At 70.1% G+C, this 15,118-nt stretch carries 11 protein-coding genes; 3 read left to right on the top strand and 8 right to left on the bottom strand.

All coding sequences use genetic code 11. From position 1 onward, the window contains the following. Nucleotides 1–401: AfsR/SARP family transcriptional regulator (locus tag VGX25_RS30420; protein WP_326921387.1), on the bottom strand; the 401-nt coding region annotated here is incomplete at its 3' end. 25 nt (nucleotides 402–426) lie between these two features. Further along, nucleotides 427–1,272: a hypothetical protein gene (locus VGX25_RS30415; RefSeq protein WP_326921386.1), complete on the bottom strand. Its 846-nt coding sequence runs from the start codon at nucleotides 1,270–1,272 to the stop codon at nucleotides 427–429. Between the two features lie 161 nt (nucleotides 1,273–1,433). Here VGX25_RS30415 and VGX25_RS30410 point away from each other — a divergent pair, with 161 nt between their 5' ends. Then, nucleotides 1,434–4,190, top strand: a complete 2,757-nt coding sequence (locus VGX25_RS30410; RefSeq protein WP_326921385.1) for an AfsR/SARP family transcriptional regulator — start codon at nucleotides 1,434–1,436, stop codon at nucleotides 4,188–4,190. Between the two features lie 11 nt (nucleotides 4,191–4,201). Here the strand turns inward: VGX25_RS30410 and VGX25_RS30405 are convergent, their stop codons facing one another. The 3 genes from VGX25_RS30405 to VGX25_RS30395 all read right to left on the bottom strand — a co-directional run bounded on the left by VGX25_RS30405 (nucleotide 4,202) and on the right by VGX25_RS30395 (nucleotide 8,807). Continuing rightward, complete coding sequence (locus VGX25_RS30405; RefSeq protein ID WP_326921384.1) at nucleotides 4,202–4,537, bottom strand: hypothetical protein; 336 nt, start codon at nucleotides 4,535–4,537, stop codon at nucleotides 4,202–4,204. A 170-nt stretch (nucleotides 4,538–4,707) separates the two neighbouring features. After that, complete coding sequence (locus VGX25_RS30400) at nucleotides 4,708–6,333, bottom strand: NPCBM/NEW2 domain-containing protein (protein ID WP_326921383.1); 1,626 nt, start codon at nucleotides 6,331–6,333, stop codon at nucleotides 4,708–4,710. A gap of 8 nt (nucleotides 6,334–6,341) precedes the next feature. Then, nucleotides 6,342–8,807, bottom strand: coding sequence for a glycoside hydrolase family 127 protein (locus tag VGX25_RS30395; protein WP_326921382.1), 2,466 nt, complete (start codon nucleotides 8,805–8,807; stop codon nucleotides 6,342–6,344). A gap of 122 nt (nucleotides 8,808–8,929) precedes the next feature. Between VGX25_RS30395 and VGX25_RS30390 the strand changes: the two genes are divergently transcribed. Both VGX25_RS30390 and VGX25_RS30385 read left to right on the top strand, forming a co-directional pair. Beyond that, on the top strand, nucleotides 8,930–11,713 hold the full coding sequence (locus tag VGX25_RS30390; RefSeq protein ID WP_326921381.1) for an RICIN domain-containing protein: 2,784 nt from the start codon (nucleotides 8,930–8,932) through the stop codon (nucleotides 11,711–11,713). Nucleotides 11,714–11,887: 174 nt separating this feature from the next. Next, the gene (locus tag VGX25_RS30385; protein WP_326921380.1) at nucleotides 11,888–12,448 is read left to right on the top strand and encodes a Uma2 family endonuclease; all 561 of its coding nucleotides are present in this window, start codon (nucleotides 11,888–11,890) and stop codon (nucleotides 12,446–12,448) included. A gap of 1 nt (nucleotide 12,449) precedes the next feature. On the opposite strand, the gene VGX25_RS30380 is transcribed toward VGX25_RS30385, so the two are convergent. The 3 genes from VGX25_RS30380 to VGX25_RS30370 form a co-directional block, all read right to left on the bottom strand. Next, a complete protein-coding gene (locus VGX25_RS30380) occupies nucleotides 12,450–12,791 on the bottom strand; it encodes a DUF397 domain-containing protein (RefSeq protein ID WP_326921379.1) in 342 nt (113 codons plus the stop codon). A 13-nt stretch (nucleotides 12,792–12,804) separates the two neighbouring features. Continuing rightward, a complete protein-coding gene (locus VGX25_RS30375; protein WP_326921378.1) occupies nucleotides 12,805–13,650 on the bottom strand; it encodes a helix-turn-helix transcriptional regulator in 846 nt (281 codons plus the stop codon). A gap of 75 nt (nucleotides 13,651–13,725) precedes the next feature. Then, entirely contained in the window at nucleotides 13,726–15,030 is a 1,305-nt protein-coding gene (locus VGX25_RS30370) for a GGDEF domain-containing protein (protein WP_326921377.1), read from the bottom strand. Nucleotides 15,031–15,118 lie beyond the last annotated feature (88 nt).

The raw sequence follows: 15,118 nt of genomic DNA, 5'->3' as shown, positions 1-15,118 counted from the left end.
GGCCCGCGCCACAGCCCCAGCGCGGCCAGCAGGTCGGCGCGGGCGCGCGCCGCCGCCCCGTGCCCCAGCGCCGCGACGCCCGACGCGACCAGCCGCTCGAACCGTTGCGCGTCAACCCGATCAGGGTCCACCCGGAGCAGGTAGCCGCCGTCGCGGGTGAGCAACTCGGGCCGCCCCTCGCGCAGCGCCGCCCGCAGCTCGGACATCCGGACGTGCACCATCGCCGAGGCGCTGCGCGGAGGCGTACCACCCCACAACGCCTCGATCAGCCGGCTCACCGGCACGACGTGCCCGGCCCGCAGCACCAGCACCGCCAGCAGCCGCCGGTGTCTGGGCCCACCGAGCCGTAGCTCAACGCCTCCGTGCAGCGCCCGCACCGGGCCAAGGATCTGGAACTCCACCCGAAACCCCCCCTCGGCCGAGCTCCTAGGCACAAACCCAGTAGTAGACCTGGTTGCTGGAGTTCAGGTGCCAGGCACGGCCATCCCGGTCGACGCTGATGTCCCTCCCCTCGCCCTCCACGAACACCCAACCCCTCGTGAGATCCAACCGTTGAATCGGATGGTCGAGCCCGACACCGTCGTAGGCGATCCGCCAGAGCTGTTCTCCGTATACCGGGTTGTTGTACCCGCCGATGTCAAAGCTGAGGGTCCACCATCCGCCGGTGCCGACGTCGCCCCAGGAGCCGCCGCCAATGCCGGTCTTGCGGCGGTACATCTTGTCGTGGTTGGTGACCCACGGGGTGCCGTAGATGTCCACGGTGACAAAGTTCGCGCCGGTGGGACGAGGCGGCTCGATCTGTTGCCATTCCGTGCCTCGCCACACGTGCAGGCTGAACCCGAAGTCGACGATCTCCGGCCCGGTCTTCCAGATGGTGCCGAAATGGCCGATATCGAGGTCCACGGCCCGCCCGGGAACCTGTTCCCAGACGGTGCCGACGAGGCGGTAGATGTTGGTGTCGCCGGCGACCACCCACGGCTGGCCGGCGGGCGTCACGGCCAGGGCCGTCCCCGCGGAGACTCCGGGGAACATCGTCCACCCCGAACCGTTCCAGCGGCCGACCCCGCCCAAGTGGGACATGGACGCCCAGATCGAGCCGTCCCCGCCGTGCGCCAGTTGGTGGATGGCGGGCTGCGCCGGCACCGGGAACGGCTGCCAGCACCCCGCCGTGCCGTACCCCGGCCCGGAATCCGCCCGGGCGACCCCGCCCGGCAACGCCAGGGCGAGCACGGCGATGACGATTCCCCATCGCGACAAGAGAGATCTTCGCATCGGTCCTCCCGCGGATAAAAGTGCCCGGCGTGGCGAAAAGACTGGGCGGCGAACCCTGTGAAAACCTTGTCGCTCCCGGTACCCTCGATCCGCTCAACGGCGAGCACCGACATTGGGGCGGGTGTCGAGGGGGACTCACGGTGTTTGGGCTTCTGGGGCCGATGCGACTGGGCGTGGCCGAGCCGTTCGTGGATCCGGGGCCACCTCGCCAGCGGTGCGTGCTGGCGGCGCTGCTGGTGGACGCGGGCCGGCTGGTCACGTGGGACACGCTGATCGACCGGGTGTGGGGCGACGCCCCGCCCACCGGGGCGCGTCATTCGCTCTACTCGCATATCGCCCGGGTTCGGCGGGTGCTCGAGCAGGCCGCGGTATCCGATGCGCGGCTGGTCCGCCAGAGCGGCGGATACCGTCTCGAGGTCGATCCGGATCTGGTGGACGTGCACCGGTTCCGCGACCTCGTCGGCCGGGCGCACCGCCTCGACCGCACCGATCCGGCGAAAGCGGCGCTGTTGCGGGAGGCGCTCGCGTTGTGGCGCGGCGAGCCGCTGGCCGGATTGGACGGTCCCTGGGTCACGCGGACCCGAGCGGCATGGCGCCAGCAACACCTGGACGCGACCGTGGCGTGGGCGCGGGCGGAGCTGGGCACCGGCCGCCCGGACCCGGTGATCGGACCGCTGACCGATCTGGTCCGCGAGCACCCACTCGTCGAGCCCGCGGTCGCGCTGCTGATGCGCGCGCTGTCGGCCACCGGGCGCGATGCCGAGGCGCTGGAACACTATGCGCAGACGCGCCGGCGGCTGGCCGAGGAGCTCGGCACGGAGCCCGGCGCCGAGCTGCGCGGCGTGCACCAGGCGATCCTGCGCGGAGACGGGAACCGGTCCGCGCCGGGTCCGCCTGCGGCCGGGACGCCGCGCCAGTTGCCCCTCTCCGCGCGGGGATTCGTGGGCCGGGTCAAGGAGTTGGCGCGGCTGGACGCGGTGCTGGCCGAGGCGGGCGCGGTGCCGATCGTGGCGCTGTCCGGTCTGGCCGGGGTGGGCAAGACCGCGCTGGCCGTGCACTGGGCGCACCGGGTGGCCGACCGGTTCCCGGACGGGCAGCTGTACGTGAACCTTCGCGGGTTCGACCCGGCCGGCCCGGCGGTGAGCCCGGCCGAGGCGGTGCGCGGGTTCCTGGACGCGTTCGACGTGTCACCGCACCGGATCCCGGCCCGGCCGGACGCGCAGATCGCGCTGTACCGCAGCCTGGTCGCCGGCCGGCGGGTCCTGGTCCTGCTGGACAACGCGCGCAATGCCGACCAGGTTCGCCCGCTGCTGCCCGGCTCGCCGGGGTGCCTGGTGGTGGTGACCAGTCGCGACCAGCTGTCCGGCCTGTCCGCCGCCGAGGGGGCCCACCCGGTCGTCCTGACTCCGCTGTCGGCCGCCGAGGCCAGGCAACTGCTGACGCACCGGCTGGGCCGCGGCCGGGTGGCGGCGGAGCCGGACGCGGTCGACGAGATCGTCTCCCGGTGCGGGCGGCTGCCGGTGGCGCTGGCCGTGGTGGCCGCGCGCGCCGCGACGCATCACGGCTTCCCGCTCGCCGCGATCGCCGAGGAGCTGCGCGACGCCGCGGCGATCCTGGACGTGCTGGGCTCCGGGGATCCCACCACCGACATCCGTGCCGTGTTCACCTGGTCGTACCGCACGCTCAGCCCCGCGGCCGCGCGGCTGTTCCGGCTCCTCGCGTGGCACCCCGGGCCGCAGATCGGCGTCCCGGCGGCGGCGAGCCTTGCCGGTTCACCCGTGGCCCAGGTGCGCCCGCTGCTGGCCGAGCTCGCCAGGGCCCATTTGCTGATCGAGCACCTCCCGGGCCGGTTCGCCTTCCACGACCTGCTGCGCGCCTTCGCCGCCGAGCGGGCCCGCACCCTGGACACCGGAGCCGAGCGGCGCGCGGCGACCCGCCGGATGCTCGACCACTACCTGCTGACCGCGCACGCCGCCGAGACGATGCTGCGACCGCACCGCGTGGCCGTCGTCCCCGCCCCGGCCGCCGCCGGTGTCAGCCCGGAGGGTTTCGCCACCGCACCGCAGGCGCTGGACTGGTTCGCGCGCGAGCACCCGGCACTGCTCGGGGTGTTCCAGCTGGCCGTCACCGCCGAGCCGGACACCCATGCCTGGCAGCTGGCGAGGACCCTCACCACGTTCCATCTCTACCGGGGTCACTGGCACGATCAGATCTCCACGCAGCGCACCGCCCTGGCCACCGCGCAACGGCGGGGCAACCGGCTCGGGCAGGCGCACGCCCACCACGACCTCGGGCACGTCTACGCCTGCCTCGGGCGGTACGCCGAGTCGCACGCCGAGCTGACCCGTGCCGTGGACCTGTACGGCGCGGTCGGCAACCCCAACGGGCAGGCCAGCGCCCACTACCTGCTTGGCTTTCTGGCCGGCGAGCGGGACGACACCGACGACGCGTTGCACCAGGCGCGGCGGTGTCGGGACCTGTACGAGGCGGCCCGCGATCCGGTCGGTCAGGCCAGGGCGCTCAACGCGCTCGGGTTGGCCCTCGCCAAGAACGGGGAGTATCGCGAGGCGCTTGGCTTCTGCGAGCAGGCGGTCACGCTGCATCGCGAGCTCGGAGATCAGCGCGGCGAGGCGGCCGCCATGGACAGCCTCGGGTTCGTCCACTCCGGACTCGGGCACCGGGGCGAGTTCATCGCCTGGTACCGGCAGGCACTCGCCCTGCTGCGCGACGTCGGCGACCGCTTCGGCGAGGCGCACACCCTCACCAACCTCGGCGAGGCGCACCGGTCCCACGGCGACATCGCCGCCGCCACCGGGGCCTGGTCCCGTGCACTGTCCATCCTGGACGAGCTGGACCATCCCGACGCCGAGCAGATCCGCGCCAAGCTCCGCGCCGCCGCGGCGACCGTGGCCAGCTGATCACGGTCGCGTCACAGCAGGCACACGCCCAGGCTGGGGGCGACCGAGCGGACCGTCACGGCAAACGGGGATCGCTCCCACGGCGGCAGGCCGAAGCTGATCGGGGCCGCCACGACGCAGTACTCGACCGTGGTGCCGTTGGTCATCCCGACGACCGGCAGCCCGTCCGGATAGGTCCGGCTCTCCCCCGCCGGTATGAGTTCCGCGGGACCGATGGGCCGGGCCAGGCATACGTAACCCAGGACCAGCGGGCAGGTCTGCGCATGGGACGCCGGGGACGCCGGGGCGGGCGTCGTCGAAAGACCGGTCATGGTCAGCGCGGCGACCAAGGCCAGGACGAGCCTCACCGCGATCCCCCCTCGGGAGTCGTTGTGCCGCCGGCATGCCGCCGGCGACGGGAACCCCCGCAGCCTTGCAACCCGGCGAGCCGGCGTCTTCGTGTCTCAACACGAATCCGTCGCGCCGGCCCGACCGGGTCTTGTCATTCTCCGCAACGGCGCCTTCGGCGCGCCTGGCCTCACGAACAGCTCACCTGGGCGTTGGCCCAGTCGGCGTGGTCGAAGTTGATGTTGTCACCCCCGTTCCCGACCGCGAGCCGCAGCACGTTGCGACCGGTGACGTTGACCGACAACCGTTGCGCCGCTTGGCCTCCGCGCAGCACCGCGGTGGACGCCAGGGTGACGCCGTCGCCCAGCACGGTGAACGTCACGCTGCCGTTGGCGCCGACCTCGGCGTCCACCCCGACGTCGGCGGTGAACGTGGTGCACCGCCCGCCGAGGTTCACGTCGACGGTGCCGGCGGCGTGCGCGCCGATTCCCTTGGCGTACGTGGTTCCGGCGATGGTGAGGGTGCGCCCGTCGGTGGCGCCCTGCTCGCCGTTGGACCGGTCGCGCTCGGCGGGGCCCCAGCCGTTGGTCGAGGCCTGCCACGCCATGTCGCTGACGAACGTGGCGCCGCCGGTCGTGCCCGGGGTGATCCGGTAGGCGACCGTGCCGTGCGCGGGCACCGAGGCGCTGATCGTGCCGGTGGTCGTGGTGACCGCCTTGGACCACAGGTTGAACAGCCGGTACGACGACGCCGCAGGCAGGCCGGTCTCGGTGGGGTTGGTGGTGATCGTGGCCGTCGAGCTGGTCTCGTTGAACAGCGCCACCGCGTAGTCGCCGTTGGACAGTGGCCGGGACAGCACGTGCAGCCCGTTCGCCGAGCGCACCTCGCGGGCCTGGACGCCGCGCGGGTCCTGGTCGATCGCGATCACGTCGCGGTTGCCGAGGATCGTCAGCGTGGCGGCGCTGGCGTTGCGCAGGTCGGTGCCGATCAGCAGCGGCGCGGCCATCATCGCCCAGAGGGTGAAGTGGGTGCGGTACTCGGTGTCGGTCATGCCGCCGTTGCCCACCTCGAGCATGTCCGGGTCGTTCCACGCGCCCGGCCCGGCGAACTGGGCGAGCGGCATGTTGCTCCGGTAGATGGACAGCATGCTGGAGAAGCTGTCGGTGATGTCCCCGGTGGTGCGCCACAGGTTCCCCACCGGCTGGGCCCAGGTCCACGGCTGGTTCTGGCCCCACTCGGTGATGCTGTACACCATCGGCCGGCCGGTCGCGATGATCGCGTCGCGCATCCGGGTGTACCGGGTCCGCGCGTCGACGCCCTGGTTGTTGCAGTTGTCGTACTTGAGATAGTCGATCCCCCACGACGCCCACAGGTTGGCGTCCCGCTGCTCGTTGTTGAGGCTGGCCGGGAAGCCGGCGCAGGTCAGCGTTCCGGCGCTGGAGTAGATGCCCAGCTTCAGGCCGCGGGCGTGCACGTAGTCGGCGACCGCCTTCATGCCGTTGGGGAACTTCACCGGGTCGGCCACCAGGTTGCCGGAGGCGTCCCGGTTGCGGGCCATCCAGCAGTCGTCGATGTTGACGTACTGGTATCCGGCCTCCCGCAGACCGGTGGACACGAAGGCGTCCGCGGTCGCCCGGACCAGCGCGTCGTTGACGTTGCAGCCGAAGGCGTTCCACTGGTTCCAGCCCATCGGCGGGGTGCGGGCCAGCCCGTTCTCCCAGGCGGAGGCGGGTGGGGCCGCGGTGACCGTCGTGATCGCGGTGAGCATGCCGGTCGCGAGGGTGGCCGCGGCCAGCAGGGAAAGCATGCGTCGCATGTGGACTCCTAGACCGCCAGGGCGCTGATCTCGGATGCCGACAGCGCCCGGCTGTAGATGCGGAAGTCGTCGAGCTGACCGGACAGGTACGGGTCGCCCGCGTACTGCGAGCGGCCGAGGTAGTTCTGCGTACCGCCAAGGCTGGCCGGCCGCAGCGTGATGTTGGCGTTGCGGGCGACCTCGGCGCCGTTGACGTACAGCACGCCGGTGTTGCCGGACAGCGTGACCGCCACGTGGGTCCACGCCCCGGCCGGCAGCGCGGCGGGCGCGTTGATCTGCTGCTCGGCCCCGGCCCCGCCGGTGGTGATGGCGAACCGGGCGGTGCCGGCGCCGCTGCGCGGGCTGAGGAACATGTAGCTGCCGGTGCCGGAGCCGAAGTCGAACACCCGCGACCAGGCGCCGACCGTGGCAAGGCGCACCCAGCCGGCGACGGTGAAGTTGGTGACGCCGGCCATGATCCCGTTGGGCAGCCGGACGTGCCCGTCGGTGCCGTTGAGGCTGACCGCGCCGGCGTTGCGGCCGGCCACCCAGGAGGTGCCGCCGGCCAGCGTGGCGGTCCGGCCGTTGCCGGTGGCGTCGGCGGCCGTGGTGCCGCCGGTCTCGTTGAACGGGTAGTGCGCCACGAACACCTGTGGCGGCGGCACGTTGGTCATCCAGTAGACCGTGTACCGCTGGCCGTGCATGCGGAAGAACGGGATCAGCGACACGGTTCCGGTGCTCGCCGTCCCGGTGAACCGCAGCGGCACGGCCGGGTCGGGCCGCAGCGACGCGGTGTCCAGCGAGGGCATCGTGGCCAGGTTGTTGCTGCCGTACTCCCCCGCCAGCACGATCCCGCCGTAGCGCACCGCGCGCATCGCCGAGTTGTCCGGAGTGGACTCGAAGTTCAGCGCCGGCGTCACCGACACGTCGACCACGTCGCCGGAGGCCCAGTTGCGGTCCAGGGTCAGGAACGTGTTCGGGGCGACGGCGACGTTCTGCACCACCCCGTTCACCCGCACCTGGGTGCCCTGGCTCCAGGACGGCACCCGGATCTTCAGCGCGATGTGCCCGGCGCCGGTGATGGTCAGCCGGGTGCTGGGCTGGTCGGGGAACGTGGTGTCCTGCCGGACGGTGATGCCGCGCTGCGACCAGTTCAGCACCGACGGGATGAACAGGTTGACGTAGAGCGTCTCGCCGGCGAAGAAGTAGATGCTGTCGGCGAACTTGGTGTGGCTCTCCATCCCGGTGCCGTGGCAGCAGGTGAAGTTGTTGTAGTCGTTGCTGTAGGTCTTGATGGCGCCGGCCCGCATCGGCACGTAGTAGGTGTGCTGGTGCCGTGGCGCGTTCGGGTTCTGCCCGGCGAGGATGTGGTTGTACAGCGCGCGCTCGTAGAAGTCCAGGTAGTCCACTCTGGACGGATTGGTGAAGAACAGCTGCCTGGTCAGCTTGAGCATGTTGTAGCTGTTGCAGGACTCGCAGGTGTTGTCGGAAAGCTGGCTGGCGATCTGGTCCGGTGGGCGGAAGTACTCGCCGTTGCTGTTCCCGCCGATCACGTACGAGTGGTGCTGGGTGACGATGCTCCAGAAGTTCTCCGCGATCGTGCGGTAGCGGGTGTCGCCGGTCTGGTGGTACTCGCGGATCGCACCGATGATCTTCGGGATCTGCGTGTTGGCGTGGTAGCCGTTCAGCCGGTCCTGGTTGCCGGCGAGGGGATCGAAGATCTCCGCGTGGTCGAACCGGCGGGCCACGGTGAGATGGTCGGGGTTCTCGGTCACCGCGTAGAGGTTGGTCAGCACCTCGTTCATGCCGCCGAACTCGGTGTCCAGCATGTTCTGGATCTGTGTGGTGGACAGCCGGTCGGTGCGGAGCTTCACCCAGGCGGCCTTGCGGACGAGCACGTCGAGCGCCTGGGCGTTGCCGGTCAGCAGGTGCATGTCGAGCAGCCCGGCCATGATCTTGTGTAGCGTGTAGTACGGCGCCCACACCGCCTGGCGGGCCTCGACCCGGTCGATGAAGCTCTCCGGGTACGCCGACAGGTAGCCGGTGTTGAACCCGGCCGCGCCGGCCCGCGCCTGGCACTGGGCGAGCACGCTGACCAGGTAGTCGCCCTTGGTCTTGTACGCCGCGGTGCCGGTGTTGGCGTACGCCATCGCCAGCGCCGACAGGAAGTGCCCCATGGTGTGGCCGCGCAGCTCGACGGTCGGGGCGTCCCAGCCGCCGACGGGTTGGGCGCTGGACGGCAGGCCGACGTTGACCCGGAACGTGTGCAGCATCCGGTCGGGGTCCAGGAACGACAGGTAGGCCAGGATCCGGTTCATGTTCGCCCGGAACGGGCTGTCCAGCAGCGACACCTGGGTCAGCGGGAACGGGAACGCCGAGACACCGATGTCCGGCCGCAGCGCGACCTCGGCGCCGGCCGGCGTCCAGCCGCCCAGCGGCAGGGTGGTCCCGACGACGGTGCCGCCGGCGAGTTGGAGGAGTGTTCTTCGGGACATTCCATGCGGGGCCACGGTGCCCACCTCCGGAAAACTTTCCGAGATATCGAACAGAGTTCTAAATTTCGCACACCAACGGTAGAGTGCGGACAGTGGTAGTTCAACTACCGGGACGGTGACCCATGCGACGACGCACCCGCCTGCTCCCCGTGCTCTTCGCCCTCACCCTGGTGACGGGGATCCCCGTCCAGCTAGGCAATCCACCGCCGGCGGCGGCCGCGGTGACCTTCTCCTCGACCGTCGTGATCCAGAACGGCGGCCGCTGCCTGGACGTGTTCGGCGCCCAGACGGGCGACAACGTGAACCTCATCCAGTGGAACTGCCACGGCGGCACCAACCAGACGTTCACGTTCACCCCGATCTCGGCGACCTCGGACGTGTACACCGTCAACACGTTCGCCGCGGGCAAGTGCGCCGATGTCGCCGGCGGGTCGACGGCCGACAACGCCAACGCCGTCCAACTCGCCTGCAACGGCGGCACCAGCCAGCGGTTCCGGCTGGTCCCGGTGACCGTCGCCGGCACAGACAGGACGTTCAACCTGCAGGCCGTGCACAGCAACAAGTGCCTGGTGGTCAGCGCCCCGGCCACCAATGGCGCGACGATCCTCCAGCTGCCGTGCTCCACCGCCACCGACCGGGTCTGGCGGCTGCCGAGCTTCACCACCGACCCGCCGCCGGGTGGCAACTTCGAGGTCCTGCCCACCCTGCCGACCAACGCCTGCAACAACTCCAGCCTGCCGCGCAGCTTCGGCACGAACTTCCCCACCCCGCGCGACCCGTTCGCCTTCGGCTGGTTCAACCAGTCGGCGATCGGCTGGCAGGGCAACTGGTACCCGGCCTTCTCCTACCTGTCCGGGTCCTACTTCGCCCGCGGCGTGCCGACCACGTACACCGCGGGCGGCACCACCCTCTGCGGCGCCATGTACTCCTTCGGCGTGTTCACCTTCGGCCTGGCGGCCGGGCAGTCCCCGCCGGCGCAGTCGATCCAGTGGACCATGGAGCAGGGCTACCTGCCGGCGCTGCGCACCTCGTTCACCCGCAACAACGTGGCGATCTCGATCACCAACCTCGCCAACCGGGCGGTGATCAACGGCACCCCGTTCGTGCTCGCCCACACCAGGATCACGGTCACCAACAACGGAACCGCCACGGTCACCGTGCCGCCGGGTGCGTCGGGCCTCAACCTGGTCCGGCAGACCCCGGTGAACGACGGTGTCGCGCCGGGGACGACCCGGGTGCACGACTTCGTCTCGGCCATCGACCGGTTCGGCGCCAACGTCGCCTACCCGTCGGCCGCGACGCTCGCCTCGGCCGCGCCCAGCTATGACACGGCGTTCGGTCAGATGGCCGCGTTCTGGAACGGCCGGATCAACGCGACCGCCCAGCCGTCGCTGCCCAACCTGCAACTGCCCAACACCGGCCTGGCCAACCCGGGCACCGCGCTGACCAACGCCTACAAGGCCGGTACCGCCTACCACCTGATGATGCAGGTGGGGAAGTCACCGTTCTCCGGGGCCAACAACTACGCCTGGCTGCTCAACCACGACGTGCCCGGCGAGCTCGTCGCCCGGTTCTCCACCGGTGACTTCAGCGACGCGCGCAACCTGTTGCTGATCGGCCGAACGTCCGAACGCAACGGTTTCCCCAACTTCGGCGCGAACTGGTACTGGGACGGCGTGTGGAAGACCCCGTGGGCGTGGGCGATCTACCTGGCCAAGACCAACGACACGGCGTTCGTGTCGCAGTTCTTCAACGACAACCAGACGCAGTTCGGGCCGAGCCTGCGCACCATGATGCGGACCAACTTCCCGGCGCAGCTCGACACCGACGGCACCATGCGGACCAACTTCGACAACGACTCCACCGGCAAGTGGATCCTGTCAAACTACTCCGCGCTGATCGGTTTGGCCGCGTACAAGTACATCGCGACGCGGATCGGCCAGACCGCCGAGGCGACCTGGGCGCAGGGCGCGTACACCAGCCTGCACAACGCGTTGAACACCGTGATCGGCCAGAACCAGGCCGCCAACGGGTTCAACTTCCTGCCGTGCGAGGTGCACCGGCCCAACAGCGCCAACCGGTGCAACACGTTCAACGACGCCAATTGGGCGCAGGCCGGCTGGTCCGGGCAGAACCAGTGGGACACCATGCTGATGGGCGGCACCCCGCTGTCCGGCATCATCGGCGACCCCGGCCAGCTGGACCGGATGTACCAGTGGGGCTTCGACCGGCTCGCCGGCCGGGTGCCGTTCCCGTCGTTCGGCGCGTTCTCCGGCTACTCCACCGCGTACAACACGGCCTACTCCGAGGGCGGCCTGTACGGCAACAGCTTCCGCGACCTGGCCATCACCAGCTACGCCTGGCAGATCCAGACCACCACCGGCGGCCCCAACGCCTGGTGGGAGGCCAACGGCTCCGGCCCGTCGGCGTCCAACATCTGGGCCGGCAGCCACGCCGGCCCGCAGTTCGGCGCGGTGCCCTACGCCTGGCCCATCGCCCACCAGCAGCTGGCCCTGGTCCGCGCCGTCGCCGCTGAGGGCCTCACGTCGTCGGGCACCGGCCCGTTCACCTACACCCGCCCGCTGTACGTCGGCCGCGGCATCCCCAACACCTGGATCGCCCCCGGCCAAACCGTGGCGGTCAACAACATCACCTCGTCCATCAACATCGACTCCGGCGCCCGCTCAACCTACGGCGTCTCCCTGTCCACCACGAGGCCGGGCACCGGCCGGGTGATCACGGTGAACCTGACCGGCACCCTCCCCGGCGGCCCGGTCCTCGTCCAACTCCCGGTGTTCGCCAGCTCCACCGTGGTCAGCGTGACCGGCGGCGCCTACAACTCCGCCACCCGGACGGTGACCCTGAACTCCGGCGCCACCCAGGCAACGATCACCCTCAACAACTGACCACCAGTCGCAGTCCGCATCCAGGGTCTGACGGTCGGCAATCATTGCTGGTAGATAGCCGACCGTTAGACTGTGCACGGACAGCTCTGCACGTCGGAAGAGGTGCACGATGACGACCCGACGACACCCGATCGAGTAATGGCCACGGACCGCCCCGACAGGAAGGATCGAGCCATGGCACTGCCGGCATCCGATTACGCACCGCCGGCCCCGCGAGATGTGCTCGAGGCCTTCCTCTCGATGGAGACACCGCCGGGGTACCGCGCCGAGTTGATCGATGGGGAGATCATTGTGACACCGCCGCCCGACGGCAACCACGAGACGGCGTCCAGCAAGATCATTCAGCAGATCGTCCGCCGATCCTCGATGGACCTTGATCTCTCTGCCAACAAGGGCCTGATCACCCCTTCGGGGCGGTTCATACCCGACCTCACCGTCGGCCCGGAGGGCGCATTCGCGGACAAAGAGCCGTGGATGTCCACGGAGGGTGTGCTCCTGGTGGTGGAAGTTACCTCGGCCCACCCGGTCCGGGACCGCACGGACAAGCGCAAGGGTTATGCGGCGGCGGGGATCCCGCTATACCTGCTGGTCGACCGGCAGCAGCGAGCTGTTGTGCTGCACAGCGATCCCGACACCGAAGCCTGCGACTACCTCATCGTCCACAACGCTTCCTTCGGCAAGGATGTGCCGCTCCCCGAGCCGTTCAACTTCGATCTCGAGACGTCCAGCCTCTAGCTCAGACGAGGGTGGTGAGGAAGGCCGACCAGCCGGAGGTGGGGAAGGCGAGGGCGCCGGTGGCCGGGCTCTTGGAGTCGCGGACCGCGACGGCCGGGCCGGTGTAGGCGACCTCGACGCAGGCAGTGTTGCTGTCGCCGCTGCTGCGGCTGCTCTTGCGCCAGGCCGGATCGATGTGGGCGACCTCGACGCAGTTGGCATTGCTGGCGCCGCTGCTGCGGCTGCTCTTGCGCCAGGCCGGGCCGATGTAGGCGACCTCGACGCAGGCGTCGTTGCTGCCGCCGCCGCTGCGGCTGCTCTTGCGCCAGGTCAGTCCGGAGACGTCCACAATGGACAGGCGCATCGCCCTCTCCCGTCTACGCGCCGTACAGCTCGGCGCTCACCCGTTCGATCAGCGCGAGCGAGTCGGCCGGGCCGAGCGCCTCCGAGCGGAGGCGGTCGAACAGCAGTCTAGCCGCGTACACCTCGGTCTGGTCCTCGATGTGCAGGGACCCGGTGGAGTAGGAGACGTACTGCATGTCCGGCTCGTCCGGCTCCGGGAAAGACAGCAGGACGAACGCTCCCTGCACGGCTCCGTATGGCGCACCGCGCAGCGGCAGCACCTGAACGGTGACCGTCGGCAGGGCCGCCGCCGCGACCACCTGGCGCAGCTGGGCGCGCATCACCTCCGGGCCACCGACCTCACGGCGCAGCGCCGACTCGTCGATCACTATGGCCAGCTCAAGCGGTTCGTCGTCGCCGGATAGACGCCGTTGGCGAATCAGCCGAACTTTGACGTCGTTCTCGAACTGTTCCGGCGTTCGCCGCAGCCCACTTGTCCGGAACAGCTCGCGCATGTAGGCCTCGGTCTGCAGCAGGCCGGGCAGGGTGAACACGGCGAACTCGCGCACCGAGACGGCCTCGGTCTCGAGGTCGACGTAGCCCATGTCCCGGGGGCTGTAGGTCTGGTACCACCGCGGTTTGAGGGCCTCGCGGACGTCGTCGAGCAGGTCTCCGTCCCACTGGTCGTAGAGGTCCATCATCGAGCGGGCCAGGTGCACGTCGACCCGGCTCTTGCCGTGCTCGGCCCGGTGCAGCGAGCTGCGGGTCTTCTCGAGGCGGAGCGCGGCCTCCTCCAGGCTGAGCCCGGCCGCCTCGCGCATCCGCTTGAGCTTGCGGCCGAGCCGGCGGCGCAGGATCGACGGCGTCCTGGTTGTGGTCACGGAACACCCTTCATTGGTCACGGTGAGTGTCGACATGATTGCATGTGGGAATCCCACGCGTGGGATGTCCGCCGGTCAGTCGGCGCCGCTCGGAACCGGATCCCCGATGTGGACCACGCGGTTGCGGCCGGTGGCCTTGGCCCGGTACATCGCGGAGTCGGCGGCCTGCAGCAGCCGTTCGATCGTGGCGCCCGTCGCCGGGTAGGTGGCGATTCCGATCGAGGCGGACAGGCCGCGCACCGGCCGGCCGTGGTCGAGCGTGACCTCGAGCCGGGCGATCGACCCGCGAATCCGCTCGGCGACGGCGCGCGCGTCGGGCCCGGTGATGCCGGGAAGCAGGACGACGAACTCCTCGCCGCCGAACCTGCCGACGGCGTCGCCGGGGCGGAGGACGCCGGAGATGGTTGCCGCCACCGCTTTGAGGATCGTGTCGCCGGCCAGATGGCCGTGCGTGTCGTTGATCCGCTTGAAATGGTCGAGGTCGATCATCAGCACGCTCAACGCGGCGCCCACCCGGCGCTCGGCCCTGGCCAGCTCCTCCCGGGCGATGCGGTGCCAGCCGGCGATGTTCCAGATTCCGGTCTTGTCGTCCTGGCGGGTGGCGGATTCGAGCTGGTCGATCAGAACCGCCCGGTGCAGGATGACCACCGGCAGGACGATCAGTGTGGCCACCGGCGGCAGGACCACGAGGGCGACCGCGGTGAGCGCACCGAGGCACAGCGTGGCGAGCTCGAGCAGGTTGTCCGCCCAGCCGCCGATGAAGCTCTGAATGCTCCGGTCGGTGATGTTGAGAAAGGGAATGACCAGGATCGCGTCGACCACGAAATAGGTGGCGATGCACACGACAATGGTGGCAACGCCGTGCCAGCCGGCGGCAACGGCCTCATGAATGCCATGAACACCCATCGCGTCCGCCGCGGCGCGGGTCGCATAGCAGGTCAGCAGGACGGTGGACATCACGGAGAACGTGCGGAATTCGGGCACCTGCCGCAGCCGATACCAGCAGCGAAAATGCAGGTGCCAGGACAGCGTCGCCACCAGGATCGCCACCAGCGCGGGCGGCAGGAGCAGCGCGGCGGGCAGAAACCATACCGAGGTCATGTTGATGCTTATGGTCCCGGTGATGCGCCGGCGGACCCGCTCGACCTGGCGGCCCAACTCCGCTTGCACAATGCCCATGCCGGCGAGCACGGCGAGGACGGACCAGTCGGATGCCGCGACCGGCACGGTGATCAGAGCGCACCACGTTGCCACAATGGTGATCGCGGCAATCAGCAGCCAGTAGGCGATCAGAACCGGACGCTGCGCCCACAGCGCCCACCGGCGCGGCGACGTGAACAACGATGTGCCGTCGACCTGCCGTGCATGTTCCCCATCCATGCGACGCACCCCAGAGCTTGGCCTTGTGGCAGGCCAGCTTACGCCATGGGCTGCCCTGATCGGCATGGAAAGGCGGCCCGCCGGATGC

Origin of the sequence: Actinophytocola sp. (assembly GCF_035942955.1) — a bacterium.
In the GTDB taxonomy this organism is placed as follows: domain Bacteria; phylum Actinomycetota; class Actinomycetes; order Mycobacteriales; family Pseudonocardiaceae; genus DASYTH01.
Note: the sequence above shows the minus strand (reverse complement) of the source record. Positions and strands in the feature narration are given on the sequence as shown.